Source organism: Paracerasibacillus soli, from assembly GCF_042432965.1.
Classification (GTDB): Bacteria; Bacillota; Bacilli; order Bacillales; family Amphibacillaceae; genus Paracerasibacillus; species Paracerasibacillus soli.
This window is the reverse complement of record NZ_JBHLWL010000040.1, coordinates 193,076-212,494: the sequence shown is the minus strand read 5'-3', so window position 1 is coordinate 212,494 and position 19,419 is coordinate 193,076. Positions and strand designations below refer to the sequence as shown.

Here is a 19,419-nt window from a genome sequence, read left to right as displayed (position 1 = left end):
AGGCGTAATATGTAGCAATTTATTTCGCAAACCGTTATATTAGTAATTATGAAAATATAAATTATAAAATATATCACAACGAGGGGAGATCATATTTGGATACATTTAAAAAGTTGAAGCCATTTTATTGGCCACACAAAAGATACTTTTTTCTTTCTTTATTTTTCTTGTTTTTTGTAACAGCCATAACAGTGGTATATCCAATTATTTTGCAATTAACAATTGATGAGGTTGTTAGCAAACAAAATTACGCTTTAATTCCGTATATAGCGATAATATTTTTAGGACTAATGGTAATAAAGGGATTTGCCACTTTTTTTCACCAGTATTTAGGGGATTTATTTGGTGTAACAGCGGTTTATGAAATAAGAAATGCACTTTATGAAAAACTACAAGTTTTGTCATTTAAATATTATGACAATGCTAAAACAGGAGATATTATGTCTCGTTTAACATCTGATGTGGAAGGATTTCGATTTTTCCTTTCTCTAGGATTTGCGGAGTTAATACGCATTTTATTGTTAATTGGACTAAGTTTAGGAATTATGTTCTATTATTCCATCCCACTTACTCTTGTTACGATGGCGGCAATGCCATTTTTAGTTTTCGTTGTTCTTCGTTTTGATAAGCGTGTACATCCAGCATTTCGGAGGATTCGGAAATCATTTGGACGGCTAAATACACGCGTGCAAGAAAATATAAGTGGTATGCATACGGTAAAGTCATTATCTAGAGAAGAGTTTGAAATTAATCGTTTTTCGTCAAGTAACGGGAATTATCGCGAAAATTATTTGAAAACATCCAATATATGGGCAAAGTATTTTCCGTTAATGGAGTTCATTGGTAACTTCTGTGCCGTAGCGCTCTTAGCTTTTGGTGGATATTTAGTAATTAATAATCAACTTGATTTAGGTGCGCTCGTCGCATTCTTTAGTTTAGTATGGTATATTATGGGGCCGCTAATGAACTTAGGATTTGTCGTAAATATGTTTTCACAAGCAAAAGCCTCAGGTGAACGATTAAATGAAATCCTTGATGCAAAAGAAGATATTGTTGAAAAGGAAGATGCAATAGATCATCCAATTAAAGGGCATGTGGCATTTCATAATGTAACTTTAACATATGTCAAAGACGATGATATGGCATTACATAATATTACATTCGATGCCCCACCAGGAAAAGTAATTGGTCTAATTGGAGCAACAGGTTCTGGTAAAACGAGTATTACACAATTAATCACCCGCTTTTATGAACCAGAGACTGGTGAAGTACTTGTTGATGGTCGGCCAGTTGATGCCTATACACTAAAGTCACTACGAAAGCATATTGGGTTTGTATTACAAGAATCATTTTTATTTTCCACCACCATTCGCGAAAACATCGCTTATGGAAATCCGAATGTAACGGAAGAACAAATCATCGATGCCGCGAAACGCGCTCAAGCACATGACTTCATAATGGCGATGCCGAAAGGATATGACACAATGCTTGGAGAACGTGGAATGGGCCTATCAGGTGGTCAAAAACAACGAATTGCTATTGCACGAGCAATTTGCATTGATCCAAGTATACTCGTACTTGATGATGCAACATCTGCAGTAGATATGGAAACAGAGTTTAAAATACAAAAGGCACTAAAAGAAGTAATGACAGATAGAACGACATTTATCATTGCACACCGAATATCATCATTAAAACATGCCGATGAGATTATCGTACTTGATGAAGGAAAAATAATTGAACGTGGTACGCATGATGAATTATTGCAAATTAACGGGACGTATGAGCGAATATATAAAATTCAATATCAAGATCGAGAGGCCATCATGGGTGCGGTTGGTGTTGAAGGAAAGGCGGGGCTAAAAGCGTGAGTAAAGCGAAACAAAAGCAAAGCAAAAATCGCCATTTAAAACGGTTTTATTATACGATTGATCAAGCAATTGAAAAACCATTTAACTGGAAGCAAATGTGGCGTCTGTTAGTTTATTTAAAACCATATTCTAAAAATTACTTGCCGGGTGCAATTTTGATGATGCTTGTATCAACTGCTGTGCGCTTAGCTGTCCCTATTTTAATTGGGCAAGTAGCGATAGATATAGCGATTGCTAAAAAGGACCCGACATTATTAACTTATTTAGTAATTATCATTGGTGTTTTATATGCTATAAATTACGTGGGCAATATATATCGAATTAAATGGGTGAATTTACTTGGGCAAAATGTTATTTATGATTTAAGGCAACATTTATTTACGCATGTTCAACGCTTATCACATCGATTTTTTGATTCACGTTCAGCAGGGTCAATATTAGTACGCATTATGAATGATACAAACTCATTACAAGAATTATTTACAAATGGAATTATTAACCTGTTAATGGACGTTATTACATTAATAGGTATAATCGTCATTTTATTCTCATTAAGTCCAAAACTAGCTTTAGCAATCCTAGTAATCTTGCCGCTCATGTTCTATATTTCTACAAGATTGCGAAGAAATATTAGAAGATCTTGGCAGCGGGTAAGAATCCAACAATCACGAATGAACTCTCACCTTAATGAGAGCATTCAAGGTATTCGTATTACGCAATCCTTCACACAGGAAAAAGAGAATACCGAATACTTTTACGGTGTAAACTATGATAATTTTGATAGTTGGCGAGATGCATCAAAAAAGAGTGCAATGTTTCGCCCGTTAGTTGAACTATGTAATGCAATTGGTACAATTATTTTAATAACGTACGGTGCCCATTTGATTATTACAGGAGATATTCAAATTGGGACATTTGTTACATTTGCATTTTTCTTAGGAATGTTTTGGGATCCAATCTCGCGCCTTGGCCAGATGTATAATCAATTGTTAATGGCAATGGCAGCTTCTGAAAGGATATTTGAATATTTGGATGAACAGCCAAATGTAGCACAAAAGAAGGATGCACACCAATTGGAGTCAATGAAAGGGGATATCAAATTCGAAAATGTACAGTTTTCGTATGATGATAGTCGAATTGCATTACATGATATCTCTATAGACATCAAAGCGGGGCAGACTGTAGCACTTGTTGGTCATACGGGAAGTGGGAAATCTACTATTGCGAATTTAATAAGTCGCTTCTATGATCCAACGAAAGGTGCCGTGAAAATAGATGGATATGATTTACGTGATATTGATTTAAGGCATTTACGTAGACATATTAGTGTTGTCCTACAAGATACATTCATCTTTTCGGGCACCATTATGGAGAATATACGTTTTGGTCGGCCAGATGCAACTGATGAGGAAGTAATAGAGGCAGCTATAACTGTAGGAGCCGATGATTTTATCCAGCGTCTTGCAAATGGTTATGAAACGGAAGTAGAAGAAAGAGGGAATATTCTATCTGCTGGTGAGCGACAGCTACTATCCTTTGCCCGTGCGTTATTAGCTGATCCAACTATTTTAATTCTTGATGAAGCAACTGCGAGTATTGATACGGAAACTGAAGTAAAAATACAAGAAGCTTTAAAAAGGCTTTTAAAAGGCAGAACTGCTATCATGATTGCGCACCGGTTATCTACAATCCGTGAAGCAGACAATATTTATGTATTAGAGCAGGGGAGAATTCTAGAAAATGGTAACCATGAGCAATTAATCAAATTAAAAGGGGAATATTATGAGCTTGTAAAATCACAATTTGAGATGCTTGATGCCATTTGATAAAGGCGGGGAGAAACTAAGAAATCTTTCTTCCCGCTTTTTTGTATGAAGGAAAGCGTCGTCCACTTATACTTATAGGTTTTAACTGGTTGAAAGATCCTACATCAAAAGTACAAGTGGATTGAAGTATGATAGTTGGGTGAGATTGACAATTATTAAAAGCCAGATTTGTTCAATCACAATTAATAGGGGAATTGTGAAACTACCACTGATTGAAGTTTCACTTTATGATCAGATTAAGTTTATGTTAAAATAATGAGGAGTTAATATCATTTACGGAGGATACAACATGAAACGTGAATTTGCTGTTATAGGACTTGGCCGTTTTGGAGGTAGCATCTGTCAAGCACTTAGTCGTGAAGGAATGGATGTTTTGGCAATAGATTTAAATGAAGATCGTGTGAATGAATATAAAAATATTGCATCCCATGCGGTAATTGCGGACACAACAGATGAGTCAACATTAAAAGAACTAGGTATTAAAAATATTGATCATGTTATCGTTGCGATTGGCGATAATATTCAAGCGAGTATTTTAACTACAGTCATTTTGGCTGATCTTGGTGTTAAGAAAATTACAGTTAAAGCAAATAATGATTATCACGAAAAAATATTAAATAAAATTGGAGCGCATCATGTTGTGCATCCGGAACGTGACATGGGACGAAGAATTGCGCATAGTATCATATCTAATAATATTTTAGATTATCTAGAGTTGTCAGAGGATCATAGTATTGTGGAAGTTAAAGCAGGGAGTAAGATGATTGGCAAGTCACTTGTTGATTTAGACATTCGTGCGAATTATGGCTGTAACGTTGTAGCGATTAAGCAGGGTAGTAATATTAATGTGTCTCCGCTAGCTGAGGAGTTATTAAAAAAAGATGATATACTCATTGTCATCGGTGCGGATAAAGACATTTCTAGATTTGAAAAATACTTAGTTATCGATGATTAAATATCACGCTCTAAGCTGACTAGACAGTTGATTGTATTGTGGAAAAGCTATTATGAAGAAGACAGTAAAAAAACAAGCGATAATCATTCTTTTCGCTTGTTTTTTATTTTGAAAAATATGAAGTTATGCCTTATACTTCCATAATAATTGGTAATATCATTGGACGACGTTTTGTTTTTTCATAAAGAAATGGTGCTATTGTATCCGTTATTTCATTTTTAATTTCGGACCATTGAGTAGTTTTGCGCTTCATAATTTTGTTTAAATGGACTGAAACAAGACTTTGTGCTTCATTAATTAAGTCCTCAGATTCTCGCATATAAACAAAACCACGCGATATAATATCAGGGCCTGCAGCTACTTTGAATTCAGCCATATTTATACTTACAACAACAATTACTAATCCTTCTTCAGATAGTATGCGGCGGTCACGGAGTACAATATTACCAATGTCTCCAACCCCACTACCGTCAACATAAACGGAACCTGAAGGAATTTTACCTGCAAGCATAGCACTGTCCGCGCTTAAAGCAAGTACATCTCCATTATCCATAATAAAACTATTAGAAGGATCAACATCACATGCAACAGCCAATTTAGTATGTTCCTTTAACATGCGATATTCACCATGAATTGGCATGAAGAATCTTGGTTGCATTAAGCGCAGCATAAGTTTTTGTTCTTCTTGACTGCCATGACCAGATGTGTGAATATCACTTAGTTTATGGTGAATGACTTCTGCGCCAGCACGATACAAACTATCTATAATCCGACTAACACTAATTGTATTCCCTGGGATTGGTGAAGAAGAAAATACAACTGTGTCACCAGGAATAATTTGAATTTGTCGATGTGTACCATTTGCAATTCGAGATAGTGCTGCCATTGGTTCACCTTGAGAGCCAGTACAAAGGATTGTTACCTTATTTGCAGGTAATTGATTAATTTGATTCGGCTCAATAAACGTATTTTTAGGAGCTTGAATATAGCCTAGTTCTTGTCCAAGATTTATGGCAGATTCCATACTGCGTCCGAAGACAGCGATTTTTCGATCACTTTTTACAGCTGCTTCTACTACTTGTTGTAAACGGTATATATTAGAAGCAAAAGTTGCAAAAATTAAGCGTCCTTCAATACGATTAAAAATGTCGTTTATTGTTTCGCCAACTACCCTTTCTGACATTGTAAAACCAGGTACTTCACTGTTTGTACTATCAGAAAGTAAGCAAAGTACGCCTTCTTTTCCAATTTCAGCCATCTTTGTTAAGTTAGCAGGTTCTCCTACAGGTGTAAAGTCAAATTTAAAATCTCCAGTATGAACAATATTACCCGGAGGGGTTTTTACAACAATTCCATATGAGTCTGGAATACTATGTGTCGTACGGTAAAAACTTACTGATGTTTTGCGGAATTTAATCACATCATCTTCTTGAATGGTAATTAATTTTGCTTTTCGAAGTAAGCCGTGTTCTTCGAGTTTATTTCGTATTAAGCCAATTGCGAGTTTACCAGCATATATCGGCACATTTATTTCACGCAATAGGTAAGGGATACCACCGATATGGTCCTCGTGCCCATGTGTTATAAATAGACCTTTAATTTTATCTTGATTTTGAATGATGTAGGTATAATCTGGAATAACATAGTCAATTCCTAGTAATTCATTTTCCGGAAACTTAATACCAGCGTCAATTAAAATAATTTCATCTTGGAATTGTACACCGTACGTGTTTTTTCCGATTTCACCTAAGCCACCTAGAGCGAATACAGCAGTTTGGTCGTTTTTTACAAATTTCATCGCTTAAATAGACTCCAATTTAAAATGCTCAGATTGTTTTTCATATGCTAAATGTGCTTCATCTAATGGCTGGATAAATTCAATGTTGTAAGGACGATCTGCTAATTTATTACGAACGTCTCTTTCTGATTCGGCTTCCACGTAAATTGCGTGTGTTCGTTCACGTACTGGTATTTCACTTTGATTCTCCTGATATAATACTTTGTATATCACATTATCTCTCCTTGCTTTCTTTAAAATTATATACATAAAAAGTTTATTCCGCATTTAGACACAAATTTCCATTCACTTTATTGCTAATATCACGTAATTAAAATTGTTCAATAAGAGAATAATATCACACCTGATATGAAGGTCAAAACTTTAATCAATATCTGTAGTATTAGAATGGTTTACTTTATTTCGGTATGTTGTAGGTACACGTCCTTGACCTAATACATCTTTCAATCGTTTTTTTAGCTTTTCTTTCAAACGCTTTAGCATAGTGATGTCTCCTCTCATTAGATTCAGAAAAGCGTAAAACGTAAATTACCGATCCAATCCCACTTATCTATATTATAATATGCTTTTAAAAATAATTAAATAGATATATGCTCATTATGATTAAAAAAGAAGCGTAACAAACCCGATAAATGTACTTCTTATTATTTACATGATACAGTTATGATAACAATTAATTTTATTCGTCGTTATTATAATATACTTTTTGTAATGTAGACGAACTTATGCATAACAGAAAATGGGGGAGTCACTATCGTGAAGCCAATCGTCTTTTTTGATATTGATGGAACTTTGTTGGACGAAAATAAGGAAATTCCGGTCACAACAAAACAAGCAGTTAAGCAACTAAAAAGCAACGGTGTTTATGTAGCAATTGCTACAGGGAGAGCGCCTTATTTCTTCGAAGATATTCGTGAGGAATTAGAAATCGATACGTATGTAAGCTGTAACGGACAATTCGTTGTTTTTGAAGGAGAAACAATTTATGAGCATCCACTGCATCGTGGTCAATTAAAGCAACTATATGAAGAAACAGATAAGGATGGTATACCGCTTGTTTTCATGCAGGAAAAAGAAATGTTTGCAACAGTAGGTGGTCATCCGTACATAGAAAATAGTTTACATGAATTAGGTATTGCATATCCAAGTGTTGAATCCAATCTAGCGGGACTTGGCGAAACGTATCAAGGATTGATGTTTTGTAAGGAAGGGGAAGAGAAAAAGTATGCTGATAAATATTCAGACTTTACATTTCTTCGCTGGCATGAATTAGCCCTTGATATCTTACCAAAAGGTAATTCAAAAGCAGTTGGGGTACAAAAGGTCCTTGAAAAAAGTGGATTTAATAAGGTGGAATCATTCGCTTTTGGAGACGGTCTAAATGACATTGAAATGCTGCAGAAAGTTGGCTATGGCATTGCGATGGGGAATGCAAAAGAAGAGTTGAAAATGGTTGCAGATTTTATTACGGCACCTGTAAGTAATGACGGCATTTTTCATGGCCTTAGACATGCTAAACTAATATAAGAGGTCAGTCCCCTCAAATGTAGTAGTTGAGGGGCTGACCTTTTTGTTTTGTACTTGCCTCATGATGCTACTTAACAGGGATTAAAATTCAATTTCCTTTGCACCTTCAGGAATGAAAAATGGATTGTCTTTATTAATATGATCATAAAACATAACACCGTTTAAATGATCAATTTCATGTTGGAATACGATAGCTGCATAATCTTTTAAGCGTAATTTAACAGGGTTACCATTCAAGTCAACAGCAGTTATGGTAATTCTTGCATATCTTGGGACGTAGCCATCAACCTGTCGATCAACAGATAAACACCCCTCGCCCCCGCCGAGAAAAGCTAATTGAACAGAATGACTTATTATTTTAGGATTAAAAAGTCCATAACTGTATATTTTACCTTTGCTATCTTCAAAGTGAACAGCAATCATTCGTTTTGAAATGCCTAACTGTGGTGCTGCTAGACCAACACCAGGGCGCAAATTATATTTTTTACTTAGCTCGTCATCTTGGCTGTTTTTAACAAATGTCAACATTTTATTTAATACATCTAATTCTTCCTCAGTTGGTGGTAATGTAACAACTTTTGCAATTTCACGCAAGGTAGGATTTCCCTCGCGCACAACTTCTTTCATCGTAATCATCTATCTCACTCCATCTATATTTAACAAGTATTTACCTATTTTAACATAAATAATTAAATTAAATCATACGATAACTATCGGACAACTTATAAATTTCTCTTTAAAACGTTTTGTATTATGCTATACTAATTTACATATGTGAAAGAAAGATAGGGGGAAACGTTATGAAAGTGAAGAAAATCCACTTTTTCCTAATCTTTTGTTTACTATTTATTCTATCCGGTTGTGGGGAATCTGTTCAGGAACAAATTTATAATCATCTGGAAGAAGCGGTAACATTAGAAAAGGATTTTGAAAATCAACAAAATACACTAACAAAATTAGAAAACAAGGAACAGGCTATTTATAATGAGTTAATTGATCTTCCGATGGATGAGTTTGATGAGATTAAAAAATTATCTAAAGAAGCGCATGATGTCATTAAGGAACGTAAGGAAAAAATTACAGAGGAAAAAAGTAGTATCGATGCATCACGCGAGGAGTTTAAGAAAGTGAAACAATTAATCGCGGACTTAAAAGAGGAAAAGGCGAAAAAAGTTGCGAATAACATGTATCAAAAAATGTTAGAACGTTATGATGCTTACGATACGTTTAATAAAGAGTATGTACAATCTCTACAACTTGAAGAGAAATTATATGATATTTTAATTGATAAAGATTCCTCGCAAGAACAGTTAGCGGAACATCTTGATAAACTAAATAATAGTTATGTAAAAATTATAGAGGCAAATGAACAATTTAACCAGTTTACAAACGAATATAACGATTTAAAGAAGAATTTTTACAAAGAGGCAGAACTAAACGTAAAGTATGAGGATGAATAATCTCTAATTCTAAGGATGATTTCTATTTATAAAGAAATCATCCTTTTTATGTTTCGTTAAAAATCTGTTTCTATTACAGTGTTAATTTAAGTATAACAGATTAGGACAGTTCGGACGAAGGGGAAGCAATTATATGTAAACGTTTACTAGTAATAAAATTATAATACAAACTATTTGACCAACATCACCTATGTGAGATATTATTTATTTATACTTACATTGTACTAATATTTTTCGTGTTGATTATATAACAGAGACAAAGAAAAACTGAAATGATTCATAACCATTCAACAAGGGAAACGATACAATGTGTACAGATTTTTATGCAAGTTGGGAAGGCTATTAATGAATAATGGATAGAAAGGAAGAGGTGACCGATTTTGAAACACGTATTAGAGAGTGTTGAAAGTCAGTTCGAAATGTTCCAGATTCTGAATGAAGATGGAAAAGTTGTCAATAAGGATGATATGCCTGATTTGTCTGATGAGGAATTAAAAGAGCTCATGAGAAGAATGGTTTATACGAGAGTGCTTGATCAGCGATCTATCGCGCTTAATCGTCAAGGACGTTTAGGTTTCTATGCTCCTACAGCTGGACAAGAAGCATCACAAATTGCAAGTCATTTTGCTCTAGAAAAAGAGGATTATTTATTACCAGCATATCGTGATGTGCCACAAATGATTTGGCATGGTCTTCCATTATATCAAGCATTTTTATTTTCAAGAGGACATTTTCACGGTAACCAAATGCCAGAAGGTGTTCACACATTAAGCCCGCAAATTATTATCGGTGCACAGTATATCCAAGCAGCAGGAGTAGGCCTTGGTATGAAAATGCGTGGTAAAAAAGCTGTTGCAGTTACGTATACAGGTGACGGTGGAACATCACAAGGTGATTTTTATGAAGGACTTAACTTTGCTGGCGTATACGATGCAAACTGTATTTTTATTGTTCAAAATAATGGTTTTGCCATTTCAGTACCTCGTGATAAACAAACAGCTGCTAAAACATTAGCACAAAAGGCTGTTGCTGTTGGTATTGAAGGAATTCAAGTTGATGGAATGGATCCGTTAGCAGTATATGCAGTTACAAAACATGCACGTGAACGCGCAATTAATGGAGAAGGACCAACACTAATTGAAACATTAACATATCGTTATGGTCCACATACAATGGCTGGGGACGACCCTACACGTTACCGTACATCTGACTTAGATTCAGAGTGGGAGAAAAAAGATCCGCTTGTACGATTCCGTAAATTCCTAGAAGCTAAAAAGTTGTGGTCAGAGGAAGAGGAAAATAAAGTAATTGAAGATGCAAAAGAAGACATTAAAAATGCGATAAAAGAAGCGGATAAACATCCTAAGCAAAAAGTTACAGATCTTATCGCAAACATGTTTGAAGAACTTCCAGCGAATTTAAAAGAGCAAATGGAAGAATATAAAGAAAAGGAGTCGAAGTAAGCTATGGCACAAATGACAATGATTCAAGCGATCACTGATGCACTTCGCACAGAGCTTAAAAATGATGACAATGTATTAGTGTTCGGTGAAGATGTTGGTAAAAACGGTGGTGTCTTCCGTGCAACTGAAGGGTTGCAAAAAGAATTCGGTGAGGATAGAGTGTTTGATACGCCACTTGCTGAATCAGCCATTGGTGGACTTTCAATTGGTTTAGCGTTAGAAGGATATCGTCCAGTGCCAGAAATTCAATTCTTTGGCTTTGTCTATGAAGTAATGGATTCCATTAATGGACAAATGGCTCGGATGCGTTATCGTTCAGGTAATACAAAAACATCACCAATTACGATCCGTTCCCCGTTTGGCGGAGGTGTACATACACCAGAATTGCATGCGGACTCATTGGAAGGTCTTATTGCGCAACAACCGGGTGTGAAAGTTGTTATTCCATCGACTCCTTATGATGCAAAAGGATTACTTATTGCTTCTATTCGTGATAATGATCCAGTTGTATTTTTAGAACATATGAAATTATATCGTTCTTTCCGTGGGGAAGTACCTGAAGGTGAATATACTATTGAATTAGGTAAAGCGGACATTAAACGTGAAGGAAAAGATGTCACGTTAATTGCTTACGGTGCAATGGTGCATACTTGTCTAAAAGCTGCGGAAGAACTTGAAAAGAATAATGTTAGTGCAGAAGTGATTGATTTACGTACAGTTTCTCCAGTTGATTATGAGACAATCATTGAATCTGTGAAGAAAACAAACCGTGTTGTCGTTGTACAAGAAGCACAACGTCAAGCAGGAGTTGCGTCAAATATTGCAGCAGAAATCCAGGAAAGAGCAATTTTACACTTGGAAGCACCAGTATTACGTGTTACTGCACCTGATACGGTATATCCTTTCTCAGAAGCAGAAGAAGTATGGCTTCCAAATCATCAAGATGTAATTGATAAAGTAAATAGCGTAATGAACTTTTAAAATGTAGTAGGAGGTAAAATGTTATGGCATTTGAATTTAAATTGCCGGATATCGGTGAAGGAATTCATGAAGGTGAACTTGTCAAATGGTTCGTGAAAGTTGGCGATGAAGTGAAAGAAGACGACCCACTATGCGAAGTTCAAAATGATAAAGCGGTTGTAGAAATTCCTTCCCCAGTAGATGGAACTGTTAAAAAGATTTACTTTGAGGAAGGCTCAATTGCAACAGTAGGTGAAACATTAATTTCATTTGATGCAGAAGGATATGAATCTGCTGAAACGGAAGAAGCACCAGCATCTTCATCTGCTCCAACGGCAAAAAGCGCATTTGAATTTAAATTACCAGATATTGGTGAAGGAATTCATGAAGGTGAGCTTGTCAAATGGTTCGTGAAAGTTGGAGATGAAGTAAAAGAAGATGATCCACTATGCGAAGTTCAAAATGATAAAGCAGTTGTAGAAATTCCTTCTCCAGTAGATGGAACAGTGACAAAAATCTACTTTGAAGAAGGTTCAGTTGCAACAGTAGGTGAAACATTAATTGCTTTTGATGCAGAAGGATATGTTTCAGACCAAGCAGAAACTTCGGCACCAACGGAAGAAAAAAATGTTGCCCCAGGTAAGCAAACTGCTCCTGTGCAAGAGGAAAATACTGGCGAAAAGAAATTGATAATTGCAATGCCTTCTGTTCGCAAATATGCACGTGAAAAGAATGTGAATATACAACAAGTAACTGGTTCTGGAGATAATGGTCGTATATTAAGAGACGATATTGATCGTTTTGTTTCTGGTGATCAAGCAGTGGTAACTCCTGCAACTACTGAAGAAAGTAAACCAACTGCTAAACAACAAGCAGCTCCAGTAGAAAAGGCTGTTCCAACAGGTACGTATCCTGAAACTCGTGAAAAAATGAGCGGAATTCGTCGTGCTATTGCTAAAGCTATGGTGAACTCGAAACATAAAGCACCTCATGTTACTTTGATGGATGAAGTTGATGTAACAGAATTAGTATTGCATCGTAAGAAGTTTAAACAAGTTGGTTTGGATCAAGGTATTAAACTCACATATTTACCTTACGTTGTGAAAGCCATCGTTTCAGCTCTTAAGAGATATCCAATTTTAAATGCTTCAATTGATGATAGCACGGATGAAATTGTGCAAAAGCACTATTACAACATTGGAATTGCTGCAGATACTGACAAAGGACTCCTTGTACCAGTTGTTAAAGACGCTGATAAAAAATCAATATTCGATATTTCAAAAGAGATTAATGAATTGGCAGACAAGGCAAGAGATGGTAAACTAACAGCTGAGGAGATGAAGGGTGCATCAAGCACGATTTCAAACATTGGCTCTGCAGGTGGTCAATGGTTTACACCAGTCATCAATTATCCAGAAGCAGCTATTTTGGGAATTGGTCGTATTGCAGAGAAACCAATCGTGCGTGATGGAGAAATTGTCATTGCTCCAGTTCTTGCTTTATCGTTAAGCTTTGACCACCGTATCGTAGACGGGGCAACTGCGCAATTGGCTCTAAATCAAATTAAGAGATTGTTAAACGATCCACAATTAATCATGATGGAGGCATAATACTATGGTAGTAGGGGATTTTCCAATCGAGGTTGATACACTAGTAGTTGGAGCAGGACCAGGTGGCTATGTAGCTGCTATTCGTGCCGCTCAGCTTGGACAAAAAGTAACAATTGTTGAAAAAGGTTCTTTAGGCGGTGTTTGCTTAAACGTTGGATGTATTCCATCAAAAGCACTCATTCAAGCTGGTCATCTTACACAACATGCCCAAGGACATGAAGAAATTGGTATTACAACAAAAGGTGTTTCGGTAGATTTTGCTAAGGTCCAAGAGTGGAAAGGGACAGTTGTAAATAAACTTACCTCAGGTGTAGAAGGTTTACTCAAAGGTAATAAGGTAGATATCGTAAAAGGTGAAGTTTATTTTGTGAATGATCATACTGCAAAAGTAATGGATGAAAAAAATTCACAAACTTATACGTTTAATAATTGTATTATTGCTACTGGCTCACGTCCAATTGAAATTCCTGGATTTAAATATTCCGACCGTGTATTGGATTCTACTGGTGCATTGTCACTTAAGGAAGTTCCGAAAAAGATGGTCGTCATTGGTGGAGGCTATATTGGAACGGAATTAGGTTCTTCATATGCAAACTTTGGTACTGAAATTGTTATTTTAGAAGGTACAAAGGATATTCTTGGTGGCTTTGAAAAACAAATGACACAGCTTGTGAAGAAAAACCTAAAAGGCAAAGGTGCTACAATTGTTACAGAAGCCATGGCTAAAGGCGTTGAAGAAACAAAGAATGGCGTAAAGGTTACGTATGAGGCAAAAGGAAAAGAAGAAGTGGTTGAAGCTGATTATGTACTTGTAACAGTAGGACGTCGTCCAAATACGGATGAACTTGGATTGGAACAAGCAGGAATCGAATTAACAGACAGAGGACTTATTAAAATTGATAAACAATGTCGTACAAATGTGAAAAATATTTATGCGATTGGTGACATTGTTCCAGGTCTTCCTCTTGCACATAAAGCTTCTTACGAAGGTAAAATTGCTGCAGAAGCAATAAGTGGAGAGAAATCTGAAATTGATTATATTGGTATCCCATCTGTTGTATTTTCCGATCCAGAACTCGCATCTGTTGGTTATACGGAAGCAAGTGCAAAAGAAGCTGGCATTGACGTAAAAGTAGGCCGCTTCCCATTTGCTGCAAATGGAAGAGCACTTTCTTTAAATAATACAGATGGATTTATGAAGTTAATTACAAGAAAAGAAGATGGATTAGTAATCGGTGCACAAATTGCTGGTGCAAACGCTAGTGATATGATTTCTGAATTAGCATTAGCTGTTGAAGCTGGTATGACTGCGGAAGATATTGCTTTAACGATTCACCCTCATCCAAGTTTAGGTGAAATTGCAATGGAAGCGGCAGAAGTAGCGCTAGGCAAACCAATCCATGTTATGTAATAGAAGAACGATTATTTAAATGAAGAAAGAGAAGAGAAGCTATGATACACATCACATAGCTTCTCTTTTTGTATCTTTTAAATGAAACGGCAAGACAGCGGCTCTACGTCAAATGACGTTAGTATTGAATTTTAGTCGATTTTAAAATGTATTTGGACATCACACTCTAGGAAAGTTATGCTACCCTAGCGTGTGATTTTATAAATCATTTTCATAAACATCATCCCACAATACTAGTTGTCCGTAATGAAAATGACCGACTCCTGTGGGAAAGCACGTGTCTGAAGACCCCACAGGAAGTGGGTTTCTTCCGAGGAGGCTGAAGCCGTGCCCACGGAAAGCGTGTCAATTTTCATGTAGGATAACGGCATGCACGCTCCATTTTATATTCTTCCTCAAAAATACTTTTAGCCTATGAAGTTAATATAAATAAAAAACGACGCTGGCGAGATTTGTCCACCAACGTCATTTATTGTACAACCAAGACAGCATGAACGCTTTTTATTTTACAGCAGCTAACTGGACTATAAGATCACCACTCTAAGAAATCAAGGGATTTAAATAATGATAAATGCTGATCCGCAGCCACCAGTTAAAGCCCGATTCGTTCAACTAAATTAGTAGGGGAAGTGCGAAAACCACCATTGAAGTTTCACTTTATTTACTGTTGTTGCGAAGAATTCTAACCTCTTCTTGTAGTGCCTTTTTTAACGAAAAGATGATGAGCAGCAATATGATAGCAAATGGAAATGCTGCAATAATAGACGCTGTCTGTAAGGCTTGAAGTCCACCTTGGGCCAATAGCACAGCAGCGGCTCCAGATTGGATGATACCCCAAATAAATTTCACTTTATTTGGTGGAAACAAGTTCCCACCGGTTGTCTGCATACCTAATACAAATGTAGCTGAATCTGCAGATGTAATGAAAAATGTACTAATTAATAAAATGGCAAGTGCAGACATAAAAGTAGCAAATGGAAAGTGATGAAGTAATGCAAATAGTGCGGTTTCTGTACCTAGATCTTCTACAAAGTGAATTAAATCGATTTGTTGAAAGTACTCTAAGCTAATCGCAGAACCACCGAATACAGAGAACCATAATGCCCCAAAAATCGTTGGAACTAATAATACACCTAATAAAAATTCACGTACTGTTCTTCCGCGAGAAACTCGTGCAATAAAGGTCCCGACAAAAGGAGCCCAGGCAATCCACCAAGCCCAATAAAATATTGTCCAGTTATTTATCCAATCTGAATGTTCTTTGTCAAATGGAGTCATTCTTAAGCTCATGCTCGGTAAATTTTGTAAATAGCTTCCAAATGTCGTCGTAAATAGATCCATGATAAAATTTGTTGGTCCTAAAAACAATAGAAATAGCATGAGCAATATCGCAAATAGGACGTTTAGATTACTTAAATATTTAATACCACGATCCAATCCAGTCATCGCGGAAATCATAAATAATACAGTTACAATGATAATGATGACTAGTTCAAGTAAATAGCTTTTTTCTATATTATATATAAATGATAAACCACCACTTATTTGAATTGCCCCAAACCCTAACGAAGTTGCTACACCAAAGACAGTTGCGAATACAGCAGTCGTATCAATGATTGTTCCCCAAGTACCTTTCACCTTTTCTCCCAATACAGGTTCTAATACAGCACTTATAACCCCGGGAGCTTGTTTTCTAAACTTAAAGAAGGCGAGCGCCAAACCTAGAATGGAGTATATAGCCCAAGGGTGTAATCCCCAATGGAAAAAACTGTACCTTAATGCTACTTTTGCTGTTTCATTTGTTTCAGGATCACCGTATGGTGGATGATGAAAGTGAGACAAAGGTTCGGCAGTTCCCCAAAAGACTAAACCAATCCCCATACCTGCGCTAAACAACATGGAAAACCATGAAATATAGCTGTATTCGGGTTCCTCATCTGGTTTGCCAAGTGTTATCTTCCCGTATTTAGAAAAGATGAGATAAATTGCAAAGGCAAGAAAAATCGTAGCAGAGAGTAAATAAAACCAACCAAATTTATCAACTAAAAATTGCTGTATCTTATTAGTGACAGCTTCTAAATTGCCATTAGGTAATGTTTCTTGCGGAATAACTCCCCAAATTATAAATAAAGTGATAATGATCACAGATATGTAAAATACTTTCGTTACCTTTTTCATTTCATTGCAACCTCAATTCATTATAAAATATTCTTATTTACTATTACCTTAATGCAAAGAAATCATGTAAAACAAAATACAATTCTATTTATGTTACGATATACTTATATTAATTGAATCGACAAAATAGGAGGATTTTTGCACATGAACTATGGTATGAAATTCATGGTATGCTTGTTATTACTTCTTACGGTAGCCTGTTCAGAAATGACCCAGATGAAACAAGAAAAGTCGCAGGTAAATACGAAACAAGGTTTAGAAACTACAGAAGATGAAAATAAGCAACAATCAGACCAAATTGAAGCCGTTGAGACTACGCAAGATTTGGAGAGAATAGCTCCGCAATACGTTTTGAACGAGAATTGGTACATCAAGCCGATTGCAGATGCAAATGAGAAAGTAGTCTTATTAACAATAGATGATGCTCCTGATAAATATGCGTTGCAAATGGCAAAAACATTGAAAAAATTAAATGTGGGAGCAATCTTCTTTGTGAATGGTCATTTTCTTGAAAGTAAAGAAGAACAAGCGGTATTAAAAGAAATCGATGATATGGGATTTATGATTGGTAATCATACATATAGCCACGCTTACTTACCAGATTTATCTGAAGACAAACAAAAAGAGGAAGTTCTACTCGTTAATGAAATGGTAGAAAAAATTACCGGAAAACGTCCAATGTTTTTTCGTGCCCCTCATGGTGCAAACACGGATTTTACAAAACAATTAGCAGAAAAGGAAAAGATGACTTTAATGAATTGGTCTTATGGTTATGATTTTATGCAAGAATATATGACGAAAGAAACGATTACAGATATTATGATCCATACTGAATTACTCAGTAATGGTGCTAACTTATTAATGCATGATCGTGAATGGACAGCGAATGCTTTAGAAGATATCGTAATTGGGCTACAGGAAAAAGGATATGAGATACTTGATCCTCATCTTATTCAAACATTATCTAATGAAGACATCAAACCTTAATGTGACACACTATATACCCCTTGTAAAATTAAATGTGTTATACTATAATAGTATTGTAATGTAAAATAATTAAATGGGGGAGACAATAATGGGCACAATAATCTGCCAAGATTGTCAAAAAATTATTGAACATTTTGATGACGTGAAAGTATCCACGCTATATGGAACTTGTTCGAGTTGTAATAATCGATGTGAATCATAATAAAAATAGTGCACCTACAAAAAGGTGCACTATTTTTTTGGATTATTTTACGTATAAGGTATACAGGTACCATTACTTTGATCCAGTCTATCATGAAGCGATTTAAAATTATCTATACAAAATGATTGCTTTCATATAGAATTTCTATCGGTTAACATGATAGGATATGAATAAGAATTTTAAAGGGGTGGTTATATGAACTGGGAAACGAAAGTGACAAAGTTATTTCATATTACATATCCGATTGTCCAAGGAGGACTTGCTTACTTAGCATATTCCGAACTAGCTGCCGCAGTATCGAATGCAGGAGGACTCGGGCAAATCACTGCCATGAGTTTAGAAACACCTGAAAGACTACGTGAGGAAATTCATAAAATACGAACTTTAACAAAGAAACCATTCGGAATTAACTTCGCAATTGGCCAACATGGTAGATCATTTGAACAACTGGTTGAAGTAGCTATTGAAGAAAAAGTACCAGCAATTTCTGTTACTGGCGGAAATCCAAAACCTGTATTAGATATGGTAGATGGACATGGTATTAAAAAACTGGTTTTGGTTGCAGCAAAAAGACAAGCGCAAAAGGCTGAGCAACTAGGGGCAGATGCAGTTATGGTCGTTGGACATGACGGTGGAGGACATTTAGGGAGAAGTGATGTGGGCACAATGGTGTTAACACCGCAAGTAGTTGATGCCGTTTCTATCCCTGTTATTGCATCAGGGGGAATTGTCGATGGCCGTGGTTTAATGGCGGCATTAGCGTTAGGAGCAGAAGGAATAGAGATGGGAACAAGATTTATCGCAACAAAAGAATGTATACATGCACATCCTGCTTACAAGCAAGCAATTTTAGATGCAAATGAGGAATCTACTGTTGTGATTAAACGTTCACTAGGGACACCAGCAAGAGCATTGCGAAATGAATGGACGGAAAGAATCTTGGAACTAGAAAAAAATAATCCGGGCTATGAGTCATTAAAAGACTTTATAAGTGGAGAAGCTAATTGTAGATATATACATGATGGCAATACAGCAAATGGTTTTGGATGGGCTGGTCAAGGTGCTGCTAGAATTCAAAGTATTCCGTCTGTGCAACAACTATTTGAACAAATGCTAGAAGAAGCAGGTGCTATTCGTCATAATTGGAATAATAAAAGGAGTGTTGAATAAA

16 protein-coding genes are annotated in these 19,419 nt (G+C 36.0%); 12 read left to right on the top strand and 4 right to left on the bottom strand.

Features of this window, described 5'->3' with window-relative positions:
• Positions 1-95 precede the first annotated feature (95 nt).
• From ACFFIS_RS12145 to ACFFIS_RS12135, 3 genes are all read left to right on the top strand, one after another.
• Positions 96-1,871 (top strand): ABC transporter ATP-binding protein, encoded by a 1,776-nt coding sequence (locus ACFFIS_RS12145; RefSeq protein ID WP_390187779.1) that lies wholly within the window; start codon positions 96-98, stop codon positions 1,869-1,871.
• 95 nt (positions 1,872-1,966) lie between these two features.
• A complete protein-coding gene (locus ACFFIS_RS12140; RefSeq protein ID WP_390187901.1) occupies positions 1,967-3,697 on the top strand; it encodes an ABC transporter ATP-binding protein in 1,731 nt (576 codons plus the stop codon).
• A 289-nt stretch (positions 3,698-3,986) separates the two neighbouring features.
• Positions 3,987-4,652 carry a potassium channel family protein gene (locus ACFFIS_RS12135; RefSeq protein ID WP_390187776.1) on the top strand — a complete coding sequence of 222 codons (666 nt, stop codon included), beginning with the start codon at positions 3,987-3,989 and terminating at the stop codon, positions 4,650-4,652.
• 130 nt (positions 4,653-4,782) lie between these two features.
• On the opposite strand, the gene rnjA is transcribed toward ACFFIS_RS12135, so the two are convergent.
• Both rnjA and ACFFIS_RS12125 read right to left on the bottom strand, forming a co-directional pair.
• Complete coding sequence (gene rnjA, locus ACFFIS_RS12130; protein ID WP_390187773.1) at positions 4,783-6,450, bottom strand: ribonuclease J1; 1,668 nt, start codon at positions 6,448-6,450, stop codon at positions 4,783-4,785.
• A gap of 3 nt (positions 6,451-6,453) precedes the next feature.
• Positions 6,454-6,663, bottom strand: a complete 210-nt coding sequence (locus tag ACFFIS_RS12125; RefSeq protein ID WP_320378815.1) for a DNA-dependent RNA polymerase subunit epsilon — start codon at positions 6,661-6,663, stop codon at positions 6,454-6,456.
• 540 nt (positions 6,664-7,203) lie between these two features.
• On the opposite strand from ACFFIS_RS12125, the gene ACFFIS_RS12120 reads away from it, so the two are divergent.
• Positions 7,204-7,977 (top strand): Cof-type HAD-IIB family hydrolase, encoded by a 774-nt coding sequence (locus ACFFIS_RS12120; RefSeq protein WP_390187900.1) that lies wholly within the window; start codon positions 7,204-7,206, stop codon positions 7,975-7,977.
• Positions 7,978-8,058: 81 nt separating this feature from the next.
• On the opposite strand, the gene def is transcribed toward ACFFIS_RS12120, so the two are convergent.
• Positions 8,059-8,613, bottom strand: a complete 555-nt coding sequence (gene def / locus ACFFIS_RS12115; RefSeq protein WP_390187769.1) for a peptide deformylase — start codon at positions 8,611-8,613, stop codon at positions 8,059-8,061.
• Between the two features lie 164 nt (positions 8,614-8,777).
• On the opposite strand from def, the gene ACFFIS_RS12110 reads away from it, so the two are divergent.
• The 5 genes from ACFFIS_RS12110 (at position 8,778) to lpdA (ending at position 14,881) form a co-directional block, all read left to right on the top strand.
• A complete protein-coding gene (locus ACFFIS_RS12110) occupies positions 8,778-9,437 on the top strand; it encodes a YkyA family protein (protein WP_390187768.1) in 660 nt (219 codons plus the stop codon).
• Positions 9,438-9,856: 419 nt separating this feature from the next.
• Positions 9,857-10,900: a pyruvate dehydrogenase (acetyl-transferring) E1 component subunit alpha gene (pdhA, locus tag ACFFIS_RS12105; protein WP_390187899.1), complete on the top strand. Its 1,044-nt coding sequence runs from the start codon at positions 9,857-9,859 to the stop codon at positions 10,898-10,900.
• A gap of 3 nt (positions 10,901-10,903) precedes the next feature.
• Positions 10,904-11,881: an alpha-ketoacid dehydrogenase subunit beta gene (locus ACFFIS_RS12100; RefSeq protein WP_390187767.1), complete on the top strand. Its 978-nt coding sequence runs from the start codon at positions 10,904-10,906 to the stop codon at positions 11,879-11,881.
• 23 nt (positions 11,882-11,904) lie between these two features.
• Positions 11,905-13,470 carry a dihydrolipoyllysine-residue acetyltransferase gene (locus tag ACFFIS_RS12095; RefSeq protein ID WP_390187765.1) on the top strand — a complete coding sequence of 522 codons (1,566 nt, stop codon included), beginning with the start codon at positions 11,905-11,907 and terminating at the stop codon, positions 13,468-13,470.
• A 4-nt stretch (positions 13,471-13,474) separates the two neighbouring features.
• Positions 13,475-14,881 (top strand): dihydrolipoyl dehydrogenase, encoded by a 1,407-nt coding sequence (gene lpdA / locus ACFFIS_RS12090; protein WP_390187762.1) that lies wholly within the window; start codon positions 13,475-13,477, stop codon positions 14,879-14,881.
• Positions 14,882-15,538: 657 nt separating this feature from the next.
• Here the strand turns inward: lpdA and ACFFIS_RS12085 are convergent.
• Positions 15,539-17,059, bottom strand: coding sequence for a glycine betaine uptake BCCT transporter (locus ACFFIS_RS12085; RefSeq protein WP_390187760.1), 1,521 nt, complete (start codon positions 17,057-17,059; stop codon positions 15,539-15,541).
• Between the two features lie 144 nt (positions 17,060-17,203).
• On the opposite strand from ACFFIS_RS12085, the gene ACFFIS_RS12080 reads away from it, so the two are divergent.
• The 3 genes from ACFFIS_RS12080 to ACFFIS_RS12070 all read left to right on the top strand — a co-directional run bounded on the left by ACFFIS_RS12080 (position 17,204) and on the right by ACFFIS_RS12070 (position 19,418).
• Positions 17,204-18,046 (top strand): polysaccharide deacetylase family protein, encoded by an 843-nt coding sequence (locus tag ACFFIS_RS12080; protein ID WP_390187757.1) that lies wholly within the window; start codon positions 17,204-17,206, stop codon positions 18,044-18,046.
• Positions 18,047-18,134: 88 nt separating this feature from the next.
• Entirely contained in the window at positions 18,135-18,248 is a 114-nt protein-coding gene (locus ACFFIS_RS12075; protein WP_320378821.1) for a GapA-binding peptide SR1P, read from the top strand.
• Between the two features lie 195 nt (positions 18,249-18,443).
• Positions 18,444-19,418, top strand: a complete 975-nt coding sequence (locus tag ACFFIS_RS12070; protein WP_390187755.1) for an NAD(P)H-dependent flavin oxidoreductase — start codon at positions 18,444-18,446, stop codon at positions 19,416-19,418.
• Position 19,419 lies beyond the last annotated feature (1 nt).

Excerpts from the sequence above, each read along its gene's own strand:
- ACFFIS_RS12110 (WP_390187768.1), top strand. The coding sequence starts at position 8,778 with ATGAAAGTGAAGAAAATCCACTTTTTCCTAATCTTTTGTTTACTATTT.
- rnjA (WP_390187773.1), bottom strand. The coding sequence starts at position 6,450 with ATGAAATTTGTAAAAAACGACCAAACTGCTGTATTCGCTCTAGGTGGC.
- ACFFIS_RS12070 (WP_390187755.1), top strand. The coding sequence starts at position 18,444 with ATGAACTGGGAAACGAAAGTGACAAAGTTATTTCATATTACATATCCG.
- ACFFIS_RS12095 (WP_390187765.1), top strand. The coding sequence starts at position 11,905 with ATGGCATTTGAATTTAAATTGCCGGATATCGGTGAAGGAATTCATGAA.
- lpdA (WP_390187762.1), top strand. The coding sequence starts at position 13,475 with ATGGTAGTAGGGGATTTTCCAATCGAGGTTGATACACTAGTAGTTGGA.
- pdhA (WP_390187899.1), top strand. The coding sequence starts at position 9,857 with ATGTTCCAGATTCTGAATGAAGATGGAAAAGTTGTCAATAAGGATGAT.
- ACFFIS_RS12075 (WP_320378821.1), top strand. The coding sequence starts at position 18,135 with ATGGGCACAATAATCTGCCAAGATTGTCAAAAAATTATTGAACATTTT.
- ACFFIS_RS12140 (WP_390187901.1), top strand. The coding sequence starts at position 1,967 with ATGTGGCGTCTGTTAGTTTATTTAAAACCATATTCTAAAAATTACTTG.
- ACFFIS_RS12080 (WP_390187757.1), top strand. The coding sequence starts at position 17,204 with ATGAACTATGGTATGAAATTCATGGTATGCTTGTTATTACTTCTTACG.
- ACFFIS_RS12135 (WP_390187776.1), top strand. The coding sequence starts at position 3,987 with ATGAAACGTGAATTTGCTGTTATAGGACTTGGCCGTTTTGGAGGTAGC.
- ACFFIS_RS12100 (WP_390187767.1), top strand. The coding sequence starts at position 10,904 with ATGGCACAAATGACAATGATTCAAGCGATCACTGATGCACTTCGCACA.
- ACFFIS_RS12085 (WP_390187760.1), bottom strand. The coding sequence starts at position 17,059 with ATGAAAAAGGTAACGAAAGTATTTTACATATCTGTGATCATTATCACT.
- def (WP_390187769.1), bottom strand. The coding sequence starts at position 8,613 with ATGATTACGATGAAAGAAGTTGTGCGCGAGGGAAATCCTACCTTGCGT.